Genomic DNA, 17,167 nt, shown 5'->3' with positions numbered 1-17,167 from the left:
GCCGTGCAGTCGCTCGGGAGTGTCTTCACGACCGCTCCACGTGCCGCCTTCACAGCTACCGGCGACTCTCTCGGACGTGGCGTACGGCGCTACTTGGTTCCGTCAGCGCGAACAAGACCAGACTAAGGCAGGTGGCAACCAGATTTATCAGCGGCTTCCGCCGGCCGGCGGGATCTGCACCGAGTCGGTGTCCTGGCGGCCACCGACCCGGGCGTGCACGGTGACCGTGTTCGCCGCGCCGGTACCGGGCCACGCACTCCACTCCGAGTTGAACGCCTTGCGGTAGTTGTCCGTCCAGCACGTCGCCCGCCGTACGTCGGTCGACCGGGAGCACGTCCAGCCGCGGTCCAGCGCGTTCAGGAACGACAGGTTGCGGCCCCAGGAGATGTCCAGGGTGACCCGGCGGTCGGTGACGCCGTTGACCTTCAGGAACCGGTTGTAGACGAACGGGTTCGGGTCCTCGTGCGGTGAGGGCGTGAGGATCTGCAGCAGTCCCTCGTCGTTCCGCACGCCCGGGAGCGTCTCGGAGTCGACGTCGCTGACCAGTCCGGCCGTGGCACTCACCGTGTACGTCCGGTCGGCCACAGAGCCGCCCTCAGGCACGTTGAACACGGCAGGCAACGGCACTGGCTTCAGCGGAGTGAGCGACGTACAGGTCTTGGTGGTGGGTGAGCACTTCCAGCCCAGCGGGTTCTTGGCGAACGGCCACTGCAGGCTCGAGCCATAGCTGATCTTCAGCGTGACCGAGGGCCGGTCCAGGCCGGGCATGACGGTGAGCACCCGGTGGTGGACATCCGCGTCGCGCGGGCCGTTGAGGATCTTCAGCAGGTTCTCGTCGGTCCGCGGTGGCGCTTCGAGCGTCCGCGAGTCGTCGTCGTAGAACCGGCCCGCCTTGGCGGAGACGGTGAAGGTGCGGTCCGGGGCGGTGCCTCCGGTCGGGTTCGTGAACGAGACCGTCATCGGCTCCGGCTTGGCCGGGTTGGTCGCCGTACAGGTCCCGGCGGCCTTGTCACAGGTCCAGCCGCGCGGGTTGCCGCTGAGCGGCCACTGCAGCGACTTGCCGAACTTGAGGCCGACCACGACCGGCTCCTTGTTGCCGGACGGACTCTTGATGGTGATCACGAAGCTCATGCCACCGGCTGCGTCGGCTGCGGCGGCTGGTGCGCTGCCGCCGTTCCCGCCGATCCGCTTGGCCGGCGGGATGCTGATCGTCAGCAGTCCCTCATCCAGCACCGGTGTCGTCGGTACCGGCGGAGTGGGAGTCGGCTTGGTCGGAATCGGTGTCGTCGGCTGTGTGGTGGTCGGTGCCGTCGTCGGAGCTGTCGTAGGAGCCGTGGTCGGCGCAGTCGTCGGCTTGGGAGGCGGCGGCTGCGTCGGAGGCTTCACAGGTGGGACTGTGGGCGGCTTGGCTGGTGGCTGGGTCGGCTGAGACACCGAGGGCTTGTCGATTGCTGCCGGAGGAGTCTCATTGCCGGTCAGAGCCATGGCTGCGATCACCGCGGCCACTGCTACCACCACGACCGCACCGGCACCGACTGCCGTCCGCGTGCTGTTCTCCGTGGCCTTGCGCCACACGGTGACGAACAGACCGGCCAGTCCGACCTTGGTGCCCGAGGCTGCGGCCAGGTAGCCAAGGCCTGCGGTGCCCAGCAGAGCCGGGGCGAGCAGTGCCGGCAGTGCGCTGTTGACCTCGACCAGCTCGAGGTAGACCGCGGTGCACTTGGCGCAGTCGTCCAGGTGCTCGCGGACGTTGCGGTTCTCCCGCTTGGTGAGACCGCCACGGACGTAGGCGCCCAGACGCTCGGTGGTCCAGCGGCAACGGTCGCCGGCCACATCTGCCAGGTGCTGCTGCAGGTAGGCCTGCCGTAGCCCCTCACGGGCCCGGTAGGCGAGGGCGGACACGCCGTTGGCCGTCAGCCCGAGCAGGGGAGCGATGGCGGCCGGCTTCTCACCCTCGACCTCGGTGTGCCACAGCACTGCCTGCCAGCGCTCCGGCAGGCTGGCGAACGCCTTGGCCGCCGCACCGCTCTCGAAGCCGGTCACGGTCGGGTCGTCGAAGGTCTCCGGCTCCCGCTCGTACGCCGCGATGTCGTCGGTGGTCTGCACCTTCTTGCCGGAGCGGATCCGGTCGACGTGCACCCGCCGTACCGTGGTGAGCAGGTAGGCGCGGAAGGAGATGTCGGGACCACCGCCGGCGCGCAGCGCGTCCAGGACCTTGGCGAACGCATCACTGGCCAGGTCGTCGGCGTCCCCGGCCGGAACCAGCTGGCGCGCCATCCGCTCCGCTGCGTGGTGGTGCCGGCCGAACAGCTCGCCGTACGCCTCCAGGTCCCCGTTGCGGACGCGCGCGATCAGCTCGCCGTCGCTCGGCCCTTCCGGCGTCTCCATGGTGCCCCCGTGCTCTCGTTCACTGTACTGACCTGCGTTGTCACCGTGTGTCACATCGTTGCCGGAGACAAGGCTCCCACGAGAGACGCGTCCACGCATCTGTTCTCACGCGGACTGTGCCTCTTTCCTGACGAGATGACCAGCCCGGAAGTTACGCGAAAAAAGTTTTGCGAATCCGCGTCATGAACTCCGCCCCCGGCTGTCTCACTGCTGGAACGACGCTTCCGGCCACCCGGTCGGGAGACTGAAGGGACGCCTTGAGGAGGGCCATGTCACTGTTCGCGGACATCCGCCGACGGTTCGACCTGCGTCCGCCGAAGTCCCTCAACCTGGCGGGGTCGCTCGCCCGGAGTACGCCGGAGGCGTCGTCCCCTGATCTGGGGTCATCAGGTGGACCGCGCGGGAGGAGGGACCCGCACGGGGCACAAGAGCACGGGGGAATTCACGGGGGCTTGGGTATCGACCGCAGCGCCTATCTCGCGATCGCCGAGGCGCTGCACGACGGTACCGATGTCGTGCCTGCGAGTGACGAGGTCGGACGCCGGTTGGCGGCCGACGGAGTCTCACTGCTCGAGGCACTCGATGGGCTGAGTGCGCTGTACCGCTCGATCGCCGGGGGCGAGCCGGCTTTCGCCGCGGTACGCGCACTCAGTTCCAGCTGGGCCGAGGCCTCGCTGATCTATCTCCACACGCTGTCCTGCGAGGACCCGCTGACCGGGCTGTCCAGCCTGGCGCACCTGCGGTCCCGGCTGGGCGAGCTCTATCGAGAGGCGGAGTTCCGTGGAACTTCCGTACCGCAGACCCACGCACTGGTGGTTGTCGAACCGCTCAATCCCCCGGGCACGTCGCCGTTCGAGCGCGAACTCCGCCTCGTCGACGTCGCGGAGTGCCTGCGGATCGTCTTCTGCGGCGGTGACGTACTGGGCCGCGTCGGCACACGCCGCGCGGCGGCGCTCGTCGGCCGCGACCCGAACCTGCCGGAGCAGGTCGAGACGGTACGAGCCCTGATCACCCAGTGGCGGCTGGACACCGACGTACCGCAGCTGGCCCGCGTCTGGATCGAGGGCCTGCCCGGCTCCGAGGCGATGGGTGAGCGGGTGCTCGACGAACTGGCCAGACCTTAGAACTCGCGTCCGGGCGCAAACAGGGGAGTGCCCGGACGCCTCAGCCGGCGGCGGATCGCTCATCACGGGGTGAGCGATCCGCCGTCGCTTGTCCGCTCGTTTTGTCGGCGGCCTTGTCTAGGCTGGTCCCATGTGCGGTAGGTATGCGTCCAGCCGGAACCCGTCCGATCTCGTCGAGGAGTTCGAGATCGAGATCGGTAACGTCCGCGAGTCGGTCCAGGAGGCCGAGCCGAACTACAACGTTGCCCCGACCAACGAGGTGATCGCGGTCGTCGAGCGGAAGAACCGCGAGGTCCCCGACGAGACGATCCGTAAGCTCACCACGGTCAAATGGGGCCTGGTCCCGTCCTGGGCCAAGGACACGTCGATCGGCTCCCGCCTGATCAACGCCCGGATGGAGACCGTCGCCGAGAAGCCCGCCTTCAAGAAGGCGTTCGCCTCTCGCCGCTGCATCCTCCCGGCCGACGGCTACTACGAGTGGTACACGGCCGAGGAGAAGAAGGACGGCAAGCCGGTCAAACAGCCCTACTTCATCCATCCCGCCGACGGCGGCATCCTCGCCATGGCCGGCCTCTACGAGATCTGGCGCGACAAGTCCGTCGCCGACCCCGAATCCGACGAAGCCTGGCTCTGGACCTGCACAGTCCTCACCACCTCCGCCACCGACGACCTGGGCCGCATCCACGACCGCATGCCCCTCCTCGTCGAGCGCGACCGCTACAACGCCTGGCTCGACCCGCTGTCCTCCGACCCCGACGACCTCCTCAGCCTCCTGGTCCCCGCCGCCCCCGGCCGGTTGGAGGCGTACGCCGTCTCCACCGCCGTCGGATCGGTCCGCAATAACGGCCCCCACCTGCTCGACCCGCTCCCGCCCGACGGCTCCCCGCCAGTCGGCGGCGAAGACGGTACGACGCTGTTCTAACGCCGGCGCCGGCATCACGCCGTACCGGCTCCCAGCTCCCAGCCGCCCGGTGCCGCCGCACGCCCGTACGCCGCCGCTCCGTGCCCGCGCGCATTTGATGGGTTCACCCATGGGCTTGTGGGTTCCCTACCCGCATGCGGTGGGGGAACCCACCACCGCATGGGTCCACCCACCAGATGGCGGGCGCCCGCGAGTGAACCCACTGTGCGCACGCTGCGGGTCGCAGATGCGCGGCGGGTTCAGCGGGGCGAGGACGGCACCACGCTCTTCTGACCACCCGTACTGCGGCCATCCGCGATCACGGCCGATCGCCGAAGCTGATCCGCATCAGCCGGCTGTCGGCCCAGTCTTCGAGCCGGGTCGGCCGGATGGTGCCGGGGTCGTGCGGTTGATTGAGATCCGCGACGATCTCCGCCAGCACGGCCTGACGTTTAGCTGGGTCGGTGACAGGTGTGGCCCATGCAGGCAGATCCGCGACGATCCCGTTCTTGAGGTGGAAGGTGAAGCCGGCATTGGCGAGAAGGTTCGCATGCCAGTCGGTCGCGGCGCCGCCGGCACCGCTGCACAGGTAAGTGGCACCCGCGGCTCGGTAGAAGAAGATCTCGATGCGGCGTGCTCGCCCGGTACGGCGCCCTACCGTCGTGATGTCGATGATCCGTTCCCTGGTGCCTGCGGCGGGGGTGATCTCGATGGCTTTCCGGATGTGGTCGGGCAGGTGGGACAAAGAGTCCGGGGTGCTCATGCGGCGTCGGCTTGAAGGGCGGGGCCGAGCAGGAGTCCACCGTCGATCACGTACTCCGCTCCAGTGATGAACGACGCGTCCGATGAGGTGAGGAACAGGAGCAGTCGGCTGACGTCGATCGGCTCGCCGAGCCGTGGGATGGCGAACGGCTCGGGGGAGTAGAAGTCGGCGATCGCCGCGACTGCGCCGGCTGCTGGTTCGTGGATGAAAGGGGTCGCGATCACGCCAGGGTGGATGGTGTTCACCCGGATGTGGTCGCGGCCGAGCTCGAGTGCCGCCGTTCGCGTGAGGCCCCGGACGGCCCACTTGCTGGCGACGTACGGCGCGTAGTGAGCCGTGCCGCCAACGCCCATCGTCGAGGCGATGTTGACGATGGCTCCTCCTGCCGCGCGGCGCAGAGCGGGTACGGCGGCCTTGATACCGAGGAAGGTCCCGGTGAGGTTGATGTCGAGGATGCGGGACCACGTGGCCTGGTCCGTGGTCTCGATCGTTGCCGGCGGATTCTGCACGCCCGCGTTGTTGACGAGCACGTTCAGGGCACCGAACGCGCTCTCGGCGGCCTGAACGGCGGCGGACCACGAACTCTCGTCGGCAACGTCGAGGCGGACGAAGCGAGCGCGGGACCCGAGCTCGTCCGCGAGAGCGGCGCCGCGGTGCGCGTCGATGTCGCCGATCACCACGTTGGCTCCCTCCGCGTGAAAGGCGCGGACGTGGCTCGAGCCCTGCCCGCCGGTTCCACCGGTCACGAGCACGGTCTGGTCGTCGAAGTGAGGCATCAGCTGTTCCTTCGGTCTGGCGATCGATGGTGAGTCGGTCGACTCACCACTCCGTCGACAGTAGGTCGGCCTCGATGGTGAGTCAAGCCACTCACCTCGTATGCTCGGCTCATGAGCAAGGTCGTCACGACGTACCACCAGCGCGTCGCCCAGGAGAAGCGCGCGCTGATCGTGACGGCCGCGACCGCACTGTTTCTCGAGCTGGGCTACGACCGGACGTCGCTCGCGCGGATCGCCGAGTCCTCGGGAGTTTCGCGCGCCACCTTGTTCAAGCAGTTTCCGACCAAAGCCGCGCTGTTCGACGCCATCGTCACCGAGTCCTGGTCGACCGGTGACGAGGAACATCCGCCGCCGCCGGGCAATCTCGTCGACGGGCTCACCAGCATCGGTCGCCGGTACGCCGAACTGCTGGGCCGCCCCCAGATGACCGACCTGTTCCGGATCGTCATCGCCGAACTGCCGCGGTTTCCCGAGCTGGCCCATGCGCAGTTCGCGCACGGGAAGATGCCCTACTTCGAGTCCGTCCGCAGCTACCTCCTGGCTGAGCACGAGGCGGGAACTGTGCAGGTCGAGGACGTGGACCTCGCAGCCACCCAGTTCCTGGGCATGATCTCCAACTACATCTTCTGGCCGACACTCCTGGTCCCGGGCTGGGAGGTCAGCCCCGACCGCGTCACTCAGGTGGTCGACGAGGCCGTCCGCACCACCGCCGCCCGGTACGCCGCACCAGCGGCCTCCCGCACCGACTAAGCCCGCCGCCGTCAGCCACAGCTCGTGCCGCCCCACGCGGCCGCTCTCGCCTTCGTCGGCAACTTTTCGGGTCCAGGCGACGAAAAGTTGCCGCTCAGCGCACCAGCCACCCCGGCAGCGCCCACCTTGGGCTCCCACCAACCACCGTCCGGCCGCCCACATGACTGACCGGTGCACAACGTCGTACCGGCTTGCGGGCCGAACCTCCCGCCCGCTTCGCCCTGAGCATTTGAGGGGATATCCCATCGAAGTGCTGGTTATCTGCTCGTTTTTTGGACGGAGAAGGGGCGAACTGCGGGGATCTCCCCTGAAATTGGCGGGTGGGGGGCGTGCGGATGACAGGATGGGGCGGGTGACCGACGAACGGATTGTGGGGACGCCGCACGGGGAAGCGCGGATCGTGGCGCATCGGGCTCGGCGGCCGGTGGCGACGCTGGCGCTCGGTCATGGGGCCGGCGGAGGGATCGAAGCGCCGGACCTGGCCGCGTTGGCGGCGCGGTTGCCGAAGCAGGACATCAATGTGTTCCTGATCGAGCAGCCCTGGAAGCGAGCCGGCAAGAAGCTCGCGCCGGCGCCGAAGACGCTCGACGAAGCGTGGATCGCGATCGTCGGCCAACTACGCATCCGTACGCCGCTCGTGATCGGCGGCCGGAGTGCGGGCGCCCGGGTCGCGTGCCGGACCGCGAGCAGTTTGGGGGCATCCGGCGTACTGGCTCTGGCGTTTCCGCTGCATGCGCCGGGCAAGCCGGAGAAGTCGCGGGTCGCCGAGCTGCAGGGCGCCGGGCTGCCGACACTCGTCGTCCAGGGTGAGCGGGACACCTTCGGGACGCCCGAGGAGTTCCCGCCGCTGACCGAGATGGCCGTCGTACCGGACGCCGACCACTCCTTCAAGGTCCCGAAGAAGGCGGAGCTCAGCCAGGACGAGTCCTACGACCTCCTCGTCGAAGCTGTGTTCGAGTGGGTCGTCCGGGAAGTGTCCGGATAGTGGTCGCCGGCTGAGCTGCCGGAGCCGGGAATTACCCAGCGTGCGGGCGTGTTGTGATGAGCATGACGGCAACGAGTCTGGCTCCGGCGCGGAACACTGGACTGAGCATTGGGCGGGGCCCGGTATTCTCGATCACGATGCCGACACCGACGACCACCGAGACACCCGAGCAGCGGACCGCGCGCTTCGAGCGCGAGGCGCTGCCGTTCCTCGATCAGATGTACGCCGCCGCGATGCGGATGACCCGGAATCCGGCCGACGCCGAGGACCTGGTCCAGGACACCTTCGCGAAGGCGTACAGCTCATTCCACCAGTTCACGCCCGGTACCAACCTGAAGGCGTGGCTGTACCGGATCCTGACCAACACGTTCATCAACGGGTACCGCAAGCGGCAGCGTCAGCCCACGCAGTCGCCGACCGAGGAGATCGAGGACTGGCAGCTCACCGCCGCCGAGTCCCACACCCCGGGTGGCCTGAAGTCGGCCGAGGCAGTGGCTCTCGAGCACCTGCCCGACTCCGACGTGAAGTCGGCCCTGCAGTCGATCCCCGAAGACTTCCGCCTGGCCGTCTACCTGGCCGACGTCGAAGGCTTTGCCTACAAGGAGATCGCCGACATCATGGGTACGCCGGTCGGCACCGTGATGTCACGGCTGCACCGTGGCCGGCGCCAGCTGCGCGAGCTGCTGGCCGACTACGCCCGCGACCGCGGCCTGATCGCGGGCTCGGACGACGACGCGACCGCCAAGAAGGAGGAGTCGTGAGCTGCGGCGAGGACCACGACGTCGACTGCAACGAGATCCTCCAACGGGTCTACGTCTTCATCGACAACGAGATCGAAGGCGCCAGCACCGAGGAGATCCGTCAGCACCTCGAGGAATGCGCCCCCTGCCTCGACGAGTACGACCTCGAGCGCTGCATCAAGAAGCTGGTCCACCGCTCCTGCGGTTCCGACCACGCCCCCGACGCCCTGCGCCAGAAGATCCTCCTCCGCCTCACCCAGGTCCAGGTCGAAACCACCATCACCACCACCGACTGAACCGGTCCGTAGACCGGTTCAGATGGCGTGGTCGGTAAAGGAGTAGATGTAGGGGTCTCCGCGGCGCAATTGGTCGAGCAGTTGCCGAGCGAATTGTTCGTGCACCGGTGAGATGCGAGCGAGCTTGGAGACGGCCTGAGCCGCATTGGCGATGGCCGCGGTACGGTCGCCGGCGGCGGCCTGAATACGAGCGAGTTCCAGGTACAGACGGCCTTCACGAATGCTGTCGGCGGACCGTCTGGCGAAATGGATCCCCATCTCGGCCTCCTGGATAGCCTCGGCGTACTTGCCCTGCGCGGCGAAGATGAGCGTGCGCGTCTGATAGGACTCGGTGCGATTGACATCGTCGCCGGTCTCTTCGGCGACGCGATCGGCCTCGAGGTTGTATTTCCGGGCATCCTCCCAGCGACCGGCCACGAGATGCGAGAACGCTGCGTTGGCATTTCGCTTGTAGACCGAGCGGCTGTCCCCGACCTGCTGAGCGAGCTCGATGCCGCGATCGAAGTTGAGATCGGCCTGAGCGTGATCGCCGACCCGGTTGTACAGAACACCCAGGGCTGTGTGGGCGACACCTTCCAGGACCAGATCACCGATCTTCTCACTGAGCTCGAGGGACAGCTTGCCGAACTCGAGTGCCTCGTCGATGCGGTCGACGCCCGAGAGTGCATAGGTCAGCGATGAGCAGCATCGCGACTGCCCGGTCAGGTCGCCGGCCTCCTGGAACATGCGCAGCGCCTTGGACAAGTCGGGAACGGCCGCCTCGAGTCGCCCGTTCTCGACAGTGGGAATCGCCCGATCGTGCTGCAGCCACGCTGCCACCAGGGGAAGATCGAGCTTCGTCGCCAGCTCGACCGCTCCGCGGGACATCTCCTCCATCTCCATCCAGCGTCGGCGTGACTCGTGATAGCCGAACATCGCGAGCGCCAGCTCAGGCAACAGGGTGGAGCCGGCCAGGACAGTTGTGGCCTGGGCGAAGCGGTCCATGAGGTTTCGTTGCTCCGCATCGAACCATTGGAGCGCTGAATGCCGACTGGCCATCTGGGGGATCCGGAGCGGCGGGACACTGGCAAGAGCGATGCGTGGGCTGGACGTGTGTGTCAACGTTTGGCACTGCCAGGCACAGCCGATGTAGAAGCGCAGCAGACGCTCCAGGGCGGCATTCGTGGCGGAGATCGTCAGGGTCTCGTCGGCGAGCTCGCGGCCGTACGCGCGAATCAGGTCGTGGAACCGATAACGCTCGGGAGCGATCGGTTCCATCAGATTGAGGTCGGCGAGCCGCTCGAGGATCGCGTTCGCCTTCCTCGTCGGTACGTCGAGCAGGTGAGCTGCCACGCTGGTCAGCAGATCTGCGCCGTCCGGGATGCTCAACAGTGGCAGAGCCCTGGCGGCTTCGCGGTCGAGGGAGCGCTCGCTGGTCCGGAGGAAGTCGACTGAGCTCGCGATGTTGGCCCGCACCCCGGTCTCGTCGGAGCCGAGCGTGTCGAGCCGGCGGTCCTCGTCTTCGAGCAGCTCGACGAGGTGCTGGATCGGCCAGCTCGGTCGCGCAGCGAGACGGCCGCCGATCAGCCGGACGGCCAATGGCAGTCGGCCGGTGAACGACGCCAGTGCTTCGGCCGCGGCCGGCTCGGCTGCGATGCGCGACTGACCGATGACACCTGACAGCAATTCGACCGACTCGGACTGCGACAACGCGTCGAGCCGCACCTGCCGCGCACCGGGAAGGTGTGCCAACGACCCGCGGCTGGTGATGATTGCGGCCGATCCCGGGTTACCGGGCAGCAACGGCACGACATGAGCAGCATCGGCAGCATTGTCGAGGAACAACAGCACGCGTCGCCCAGCCAGCTGGGAGCGCAGAAGCCCCGCCGCCTCCTCGACGTCGTCAGGAATGAGCTGTGGCTCGGTCCCCAACGACCGAAGAAGCTGTCGCAACGCATCTGCGACTGACACGGGCTTACCGGGGCCGTATCCGCGGAGATTCAGATACAGGTGGCCGTCTGGATAGCTGTCGACCAGCTTGTGGGCGGCCTGAACGGCGAGCGTCGTCTTGCCGATCCCGCCCATACCGGTCACCGCGACGAGGCCGACCGTCGTCGTGGCCGTGCCCTCGGCAACCCGAAGTACGTCGAGGATCGCCTCGATCTGCGCAGTTCGGCCGGTGAAGTCCGACACAGCCGGCGGCAGTTGCCAGGGCATGGGGAGGGCTTCGGCGGCGGGCGCGTCCTCCTGGTCAGGGGCCTCGGCCGGCAGGCTCTTGCCTCGTGCAACGGCGAGGAACTCGTCGGCTTCGGCTTTGTCCAGGCGAAGCACCTTGATCAGGGCGCGGACCGTGTCGATGCGGGGGCGGGTGCGGGTGCCGCGTTCGAGGACGCTGATGGCCTGGTCGCTCAATCCGGCCTTGGCCGCAAGTGCGGCCTGGGTCAGCCCGGCCCGTCCGCGGTACTTGCGCAGCAAGTCGCTCAAGCTCTCGCCGGTCAGCTGACCCACCTCCCTCCTGCAATCAGCCGCGCCTGGGGGACGGCCAGGGCGGGTGGTCCGGAGCTAACAATAGGAGGCTCCGCCGACGGACGGCGGAAGTTATCCACACCCGGGTCGCTGAGCAGTCCGCTGCGGGTCCGCTGCGGGCGACGGACCTCCCGCACGAGTTCGTGCAAAGAATAACCCAACGAGCGTTTGAAGATCGCATTCAGTGGTCATTCGGAGACGCTCTGATTACAGAACCTGTGCGAATGCTGGTCTGGTCGGCGTTGTGACCAAATTGCAAAGACCCCGGCTTTTGGCCGGGGTCCTCGCTTTGCGTAGTCGCCTGGGGTCAGGCGTTGGGGCGCTTACCGTGGTTCGCGCCCTTCTTCTTGCGCGCACGACGCTTGCGGCCGGTCTTGCCCATTTCAAAGCCTCCTAGAAACAACTGCAAAGAGTCACAGTCTCTCATACCATGCCGAGTTGCTCGCGTCCGGCGGTGGGTCACGGTCTGGCTTACAGTGTTTCGGCGCACCGGGTACGAGCAAAATTCAGTCGAGTCAGCGACGCGCTGTCTAGCCCCCCTGAACCCGCATCGGGTTCGAGACTTCGCCGCTGATCGGAGGTGACTTATCATGGGCACGTCTATCTGGGAGTGGTGACACTTAATCTGAAGGCGCGTGATGACGACGAAGTTGCACCGCTCGGCGCTCCGCCTTCTGGTGACAGCAGCTTCGGTCATCGCGCTCGCAGTCTGGCTGATCGCGATCCGCAAGGTCGACGACGTAGCAGCTGCCGCGCAGCTTTGCGTTGTGGCTCTCGTCGCAAGCACTCTGAGGTTTCCGCACGGCCCTGCACGTGGCGCCAGCATGGCGACCATCGTCATCATGTCGGTCTACGTGATCTGTGGGCCCGCGACCGCCATCGTCGTGGCCGGCGTGGCATCGCTGGCGCAGCCTCGCAGTGTCCCGCCGATGAAGCGTTTCTACAACAGCTCGCAATGGATCCTGACTGCCGCGGCCGGCGCTCTGGGGTACACGTTGCTGGACGGGCCGACCGGAGACGCCGCGCTCGAGCATGCGCCCAAAGCCATCCTGGCCGTGGTTGTGGCCGGCGTGCTGCACCAAGGCGCCAACGCCCTCATGATGGCCGCTGTGCTGGGTCTGGAGCGTGGCGCCAAGGTTGTGGTGTTCTTCTTCCGCGACGTCGTCGGATCCACAGCCTTACCGATGCTCGGCTACAGCTTCCTCGGTGTGCTGATGGCGATGGCCTGGATCGGCGGGCTACGTGTCGTTGCGGGTCTGCTGGTCATGGTGCCGCTGATCGTGGCTCGCTGGGCGCTGACTCAGGACGAGGCGGAGCGGCGGGCGCAGGAGGCCGCGATGCGGGCCTTCATCCAGGTGATCGAGACCAAGGATCTCTACACTCGCGGCCATTCCGAGCGGGTCAGCCAGGGCGTCGGCATGGTGGGCCGGTTCCTCAAGCTGCCGGAGGACCGGCAGCAGGCACTGGAGCACGCGGGTCTGCTGCATGACGTCGGCAAGGTCGGCGTACCGACGAGCATCATTCGTAAACCGGGACGGCTGGACGATTCCGAGATGGACGCCGTACGGCTGCATCCGGCCCGGGGCGTCGAACTGATCGGGAACATTCCTTTTCTGGAGGAAGTGAAGTCGGCAGTTCTTCACCATCATGAAAAGTACGACGGGACGGGATACCCGGCCGGGCTCAGCGGGACGAACATTCCGTACTTCGCCCGGATCATCGGGATCGTGGACGCCTTCGACGCGTTGACGTCGACCCGCTCGTACCGGCCGGCGCGCAGCGTCGAGGAGACGTTGGCGATTCTCGACAAGGATCGGACGACCCATTTCGACCCGCAGCTCGTCGACGCGTTCCTGACGGTGATCCGCACGCAGGGGTGGACGGCAGCGCGCAAGGAGCAGCCGGCTCCCGACGAGACGGTCGAGGCGGGCGTGGACCACGACGATCTCAGCCTGGACAGCGGCGGCGGCGCGTCCGGCTCGGCGGCGGGTCCCGCATGAGCTTGGTCACCGACGAGAGCTTCGACCCCCGGAAGCTCGGCAGTGGTGCTGTGATCCTCTGCGCCGGATCGGTCATCGGCGTGGCCGGGCTGCTGATCACTGTGCGGCACGGTGTCACGGAGTGGGCTTTTGCGGTCGTCTTCGGATTGCTGATCGCGATCGGCGAGATGGTGCAGTTCCGGGTCGACCGCAGCAAGAACCGGGCGCCGATCGCCACCAGCGCCGCCCTCGCGTACGCGATGCTGCGTGGGCCGTCGCTGGCGGAACCGCCGGAGATGGCTCAGATCATCGCCGTCACCTGGCTGGCCACGCTGGCCGGTATCGCGCCGCTGGCGATCGCCGGCCTCCGGTGGGACCTGGTGGTCTCGAATCGACGCGTCATCTCGGTCTGGTGCGCGGCTGCGGTGTTCACGGCGGTGACGCCGAGCGATCTGGACTGGGACAGCTCCTGGCGCCACGGGATTCCGTTGATCGGAGCCATGGTTCTCGGCGTACTGGCAGCAGGTTTCGTTGACGCCTTGGTGGGCGCGGGTCAGGCGACCGAGCGGCTCAACATCCCCTTCCCCGCGGCGCTGCGCGACGAGCTCGGCGTCATGGGGCGGATCGGCATGGCGATGGGGCTGAGCGGTGTGATGCTGGCCGCTGGTACGTCGTTGATCGGGTTGTGGGCGGTTCCGTTGGTGGTGGTGCCGTTGCTGCTGACGCAGTTCGCGTTCCGGCGGTTCGCTTCGGCGCAGCGGACTTATCGGGCGACGGTTCGGTCGATGGCACGCAGTACGGAGATTGCGGGGTTCAGCAGTCCGGGGCAGAACGCCAGGACGGCGCAGCTGGCTGTTGCCATGGGCTATGACTTGGGGCTGACGCCGGGGCGGATGGAAGCTTTGGAGTACGCCGCTCTGTTGTCGGGCGTGGGGCAGTTGGCGCTGGCGGATCCTTCGCCGGGTGGGGCGTCGCTGCTGCGGACGCGGGAGGAGCGGCAGCGAGCGGCGGAGATCGGGGCTTCCGTGATCGAGCGGTCGGGGGTGCTGGATCATGTGGCGGAGATTGTGCGGCACTCCAACGATCCTTATCGGCAGGGGCGGGCGAACAATGCCGAGATTCCGGTGGAGAGCGGGATCGTGAATGTGGCGCTGGCTTATGAGCAGTTGGTGGGGGAGAGCGGCGGGCAGTCGCCGGGCAAGGCGATGGAGTCGATCGGGTTGGGGATCGGGGCGGAGTACGACCCGGTGGTGGTGGATTCGCTGCGGCGGGTGATCGGGCGCGGCTTCAGGTTCTGAGGTCGTCCCAGGACGGTGCTGAGTCGGCGGGGATGCGGCCGGAGCCGCCGATGCCGACGTACAGGAGCAGGCCGGCGCCGGCGGCGATCAGGACGTCGCCGGGGCTGACGGCTTGACCGAGGCCGGGCAGGGCGACCGGTACGACGTCGCCCAGCCACGGCCACGTGGCGGCCGCTGTGATGAGTTCGTGGCGCGGGTCGTCGACCAGAGCCGGGGAGAGGCCGGCGCGGGCCAGGGCGGCCGCTGAGACGGGCATGGCGCCGTTCAGGGCGACGACGGCGGCGTTGGAGAAGAAGCCGAGGGCGAGCAGGGCGACGCCGGGGCGGCGGAGGTTCTCGCGGAGGAAGACGGCGATGCAGACCGCGGAGCCGATCAGGCCGACCGGGTACGCCGTACCGCCGAACAGCGAGCCGAGGAGCTGGCCGATGGCGGCCGCGGCGAGCCAGTGCAGGCCGGACAGGGGCTGGTCGGCGAGGCGGCCGAGGCGGCCGCCGGTGGCGAGCGCCGCGAGGGCGGCGAGCGCCATGACGAGGAGGACCAGCAACACCCTCGCGATTCTGCCGCTCTGGTGGCCCGAATTCGGGCAAGCTGACCGCGCAGCGTGTCAATACGGTGGCAAACTGTAACGTCAGAACAAAGAAAGGCGGCGGCCCCCGAAGGGACCGCCGCCGAAACCAGCTAGGACTTCGCTGCTGCCGCGCCGCCCTCGTCGAGCAGTTCGGGCAGGTCGTGCACGCCGGGGTCGCCGCGGTCCGCGGTGTAGTCCGACGGGTGGGTGACGTCGTCGCCGGCCGCGACCTTGAGGGCGCGGAAGATCAGCGTCAGCACGATCACGATCACCAGGTTGAGGCTGAAGGCGATCAGGCCGATGTAGGCCTGGGTGTCGGTGAACGGGATGTTCGTGACCGATCCGCCGAAGTGCTTCTTGGTCGCCGGGTTGACCACGTTGTAGGCCTCGATGGTGCCGTAGACCATCGCGACCGCCCAGCCGGCCAGCAGCGCCCACTTGTGGAACCAGCGGGTGAACAGGCCGACCACGATCGCCGGGAACGTCTGCAGGATCCAGATGCCGCCCAGCAGTTGCAGGTTGAGCGAGATCGTCTTGTCCATCCCCAGCACGAAGACCAGCGCCCCGAACTTCACCAGCAGCGAGGCCAGCTTGGAGACCTTGGCCTCCTGGCCCGGGGTCGCGTCCTTCTTCAGGAACTCCTTGTAGATGTTGCGGGTGAACAGGTTCGCGGCCGCGATCGACATGATCGCCGCCGGCACCAGCGCACCGACCGCGATCGCCGCGAACGCGATGCCCGCGAACCAGGAGGGGAACTCCTGGTCGAACAGCCGCGGGATCGCCAGCTGCGGGTTCGGCAGCCCGTCGAGACCCTTGATGTTGACGTTCGCCTTGATCGCCATGAAGCCGAGCAGGGCCAGCAGACCGAGGAGCAGCGAGTACGCCGGCAGGATCGCCGCGTTCCGCCGTACGACGTTCCGGCTCTTCGTGGACAGCACCGCGGTCACCGAGTGCGGGTACATGAACAGCGCCAGCGCCGAACCCAGCGCCAGCGTCCAGTACGCCGAATGCCCGGTCGCGCCCGGGATGAAGGAGCCGGCGGGTTTGCCGGTGGCCGGGTTGGGCTTGGCCAGCTTCTCCTGAGCGGCGCCGAAGATCGCGTCCCAGCCGCCGAGTGCGTGCGGCAGGTAGATGACCGCGACGCCGATCACCAGGTAGATCAGGCCGTCCTTGACGAACGCGATCATCGCCGGCGCGCGCAGCCCCGAGGAGTACGTGTACGCCGCGAGTACGGCGAACGCGATCAGCAGCGGCAGGTCCTTGGCCAGCAGGTTGTCGCCGCCGAGACCCATCGTCTCGAAGACGGCCTGCATGCCGACCAGCTGCAGCGCGATGTACGGCATCGTGGCGAGGATGCCGGTCAGGGCGACCGCCAGCGACAGCCAGCGGCTGCCGTAGCGACCGCGGACGAAGTCGGCCGGCGTCACGTAGCCGTGCCGGTGCGAGACCGACCAGAGCCGCGCCATGAAGACGAAGATCAGTGGGTAGACCACGATCGTGTACGGCACCGCGAAGAAGCCGGTGACGGCGCCGGTGGCGTACATCGCGGCCGGTACCGCGATGAACGTGTACGCCGTGTAGAGGTCGCCGCCGAGCAGGAACCAGGTGATGAAGGTGCCGAAGCCCCGACCGCCCAGACCCCACTCGTCGAGGTTGTCCATCGAGCCGGTGGCCCGCCAGCGGGACGCCATGAAGCCCATCACCGTGACGGCGACGAAGATCACGACGACGACGATCAACTGCACCCAGTCGACTGAGTGGTTCACCCTTCGGCTCCCTTCGCCGGCTTGTCCGGGTCACCGAGACCCTGGGCAGCTCGTCGCTTACGTTCCTCGCCCATCACCAGCTTGTACGCGATACCGACGGTGAAGACCGACAGCACGACCCAGAGCAGCTGGTACCAGTAGAAGAACGGGAAGCCCCACAGCCGGGGCTCGGCCTTGGCGTAGGTCGAGACGATCAGTGGTGCGATGACTGTGGCCGCCAGCAGGACGCCGGCAATCCAGTACGCGGGTTTGACCGCGGACAATCGGGACACTGCGAACCTCCTCGGGACAGTGCAGGCGCAACCGAGCACGCTACCGTTTCGTCCGG

General features: G+C 67.6%; 15 protein-coding genes. 8 read left to right on the top strand and 7 right to left on the bottom strand.

Translation table 11 applies throughout. From position 1 onward, the window contains the following. Nucleotides 1-147: 147 nt before the first annotated feature. Nucleotides 148-2,388 (bottom strand): sigma-70 family RNA polymerase sigma factor, encoded by a 2,241-nt coding sequence (locus ABZS29_RS00780; protein ID WP_355457255.1) that lies wholly within the window; start codon nucleotides 2,386-2,388, stop codon nucleotides 148-150. Nucleotides 2,389-2,657: 269 nt separating this feature from the next. Here ABZS29_RS00780 and ABZS29_RS00775 point away from each other — a divergent pair, with 269 nt between their 5' ends. Beyond that, nucleotides 2,658-3,512 carry a hypothetical protein gene (locus ABZS29_RS00775; protein ID WP_355457253.1) on the top strand — a complete coding sequence of 285 codons (855 nt, stop codon included), beginning with the start codon at nucleotides 2,658-2,660 and terminating at the stop codon, nucleotides 3,510-3,512. A 130-nt stretch (nucleotides 3,513-3,642) separates the two neighbouring features. Then, complete coding sequence (locus tag ABZS29_RS00770; protein WP_355457251.1) at nucleotides 3,643-4,434, top strand: SOS response-associated peptidase; 792 nt, start codon at nucleotides 3,643-3,645, stop codon at nucleotides 4,432-4,434. A gap of 298 nt (nucleotides 4,435-4,732) precedes the next feature. Here the strand turns inward: ABZS29_RS00770 and ABZS29_RS00765 are convergent, their stop codons facing one another. Together ABZS29_RS00765 and ABZS29_RS00760 are read right to left on the bottom strand one after the other, a co-directional pair. Next, nucleotides 4,733-5,176 (bottom strand): nitroreductase/quinone reductase family protein, encoded by a 444-nt coding sequence (locus tag ABZS29_RS00765; RefSeq protein WP_355457249.1) that lies wholly within the window; start codon nucleotides 5,174-5,176, stop codon nucleotides 4,733-4,735. After that, nucleotides 5,173-5,952, bottom strand: coding sequence for a glucose 1-dehydrogenase (locus tag ABZS29_RS00760; RefSeq protein WP_355457247.1), 780 nt, complete (start codon nucleotides 5,950-5,952; stop codon nucleotides 5,173-5,175). The genes ABZS29_RS00765 and ABZS29_RS00760 overlap by 4 nt, the downstream gene beginning before the upstream one ends. 111 nt (nucleotides 5,953-6,063) lie before the next feature. Between ABZS29_RS00760 and ABZS29_RS00755 the strand changes: the two genes are divergently transcribed. From ABZS29_RS00755 to rsrA, 4 genes are all read left to right on the top strand, one after another. Next, nucleotides 6,064-6,702 (top strand): TetR/AcrR family transcriptional regulator, encoded by a 639-nt coding sequence (locus ABZS29_RS00755; protein WP_355457245.1) that lies wholly within the window; start codon nucleotides 6,064-6,066, stop codon nucleotides 6,700-6,702. A gap of 343 nt (nucleotides 6,703-7,045) precedes the next feature. Continuing rightward, nucleotides 7,046-7,687: an alpha/beta family hydrolase gene (locus ABZS29_RS00750; protein ID WP_355457243.1), complete on the top strand. Its 642-nt coding sequence runs from the start codon at nucleotides 7,046-7,048 to the stop codon at nucleotides 7,685-7,687. A gap of 137 nt (nucleotides 7,688-7,824) precedes the next feature. After that, nucleotides 7,825-8,448, top strand: coding sequence for a sigma-70 family RNA polymerase sigma factor (locus tag ABZS29_RS00745; protein ID WP_355457241.1), 624 nt, complete (start codon nucleotides 7,825-7,827; stop codon nucleotides 8,446-8,448). After that, nucleotides 8,445-8,723: a mycothiol system anti-sigma-R factor gene (gene rsrA / locus ABZS29_RS00740; RefSeq protein ID WP_355457240.1), complete on the top strand. Its 279-nt coding sequence runs from the start codon at nucleotides 8,445-8,447 to the stop codon at nucleotides 8,721-8,723. The genes ABZS29_RS00745 and rsrA overlap by 4 nt, the downstream gene beginning before the upstream one ends. A gap of 18 nt (nucleotides 8,724-8,741) precedes the next feature. On the opposite strand, the gene ABZS29_RS00735 is transcribed toward rsrA, so the two are convergent. Beyond that, complete coding sequence (locus ABZS29_RS00735) at nucleotides 8,742-11,210, bottom strand: helix-turn-helix domain-containing protein (RefSeq protein WP_355457238.1); 2,469 nt, start codon at nucleotides 11,208-11,210, stop codon at nucleotides 8,742-8,744. A gap of 656 nt (nucleotides 11,211-11,866) precedes the next feature. Between ABZS29_RS00735 and ABZS29_RS00730 the strand changes: the two genes are divergently transcribed. Both ABZS29_RS00730 and ABZS29_RS00725 read left to right on the top strand, forming a co-directional pair. After that, complete coding sequence (locus tag ABZS29_RS00730) at nucleotides 11,867-13,228, top strand: HD-GYP domain-containing protein (protein WP_355457236.1); 1,362 nt, start codon at nucleotides 11,867-11,869, stop codon at nucleotides 13,226-13,228. Then, the gene (locus tag ABZS29_RS00725) at nucleotides 13,225-14,505 is read left to right on the top strand and encodes an HD domain-containing phosphohydrolase (protein ID WP_355457234.1); all 1,281 of its coding nucleotides are present in this window, start codon (nucleotides 13,225-13,227) and stop codon (nucleotides 14,503-14,505) included. Before ABZS29_RS00730 ends, ABZS29_RS00725 begins: the two co-directional genes overlap by 4 nt. Here the strand turns inward: ABZS29_RS00725 and ABZS29_RS00720 are convergent. The 3 genes from ABZS29_RS00720 to ABZS29_RS00710 form a co-directional block, all read right to left on the bottom strand. After that, nucleotides 14,495-15,052 carry a DUF5317 domain-containing protein gene (locus ABZS29_RS00720; protein ID WP_355457233.1) on the bottom strand — a complete coding sequence of 186 codons (558 nt, stop codon included), beginning with the start codon at nucleotides 15,050-15,052 and terminating at the stop codon, nucleotides 14,495-14,497. The two genes, ABZS29_RS00725 and ABZS29_RS00720, sit on opposite strands and share 11 nt — an antisense overlap. A 131-nt stretch (nucleotides 15,053-15,183) precedes the next feature. Further along, nucleotides 15,184-16,839 carry a monocarboxylate uptake permease MctP gene (gene mctP, locus ABZS29_RS00715; RefSeq protein ID WP_355457231.1) on the bottom strand — a complete coding sequence of 552 codons (1,656 nt, stop codon included), beginning with the start codon at nucleotides 16,837-16,839 and terminating at the stop codon, nucleotides 15,184-15,186. Further along, nucleotides 16,836-17,111, bottom strand: coding sequence for a DUF3311 domain-containing protein (locus tag ABZS29_RS00710; RefSeq protein ID WP_355457229.1), 276 nt, complete (start codon nucleotides 17,109-17,111; stop codon nucleotides 16,836-16,838). Before ABZS29_RS00710 ends, mctP begins: the two co-directional genes overlap by 4 nt. Nucleotides 17,112-17,167: the final 56 nt, after the last annotated feature.

The sequence above is a fragment of the Kribbella sp. NPDC005582 genome, assembly GCF_040605415.1.
GTDB lineage: Bacteria > Actinomycetota > Actinomycetes > Propionibacteriales > Kribbellaceae > Kribbella.
This window is presented reverse-complemented; position numbering and strand designations above follow the sequence as displayed.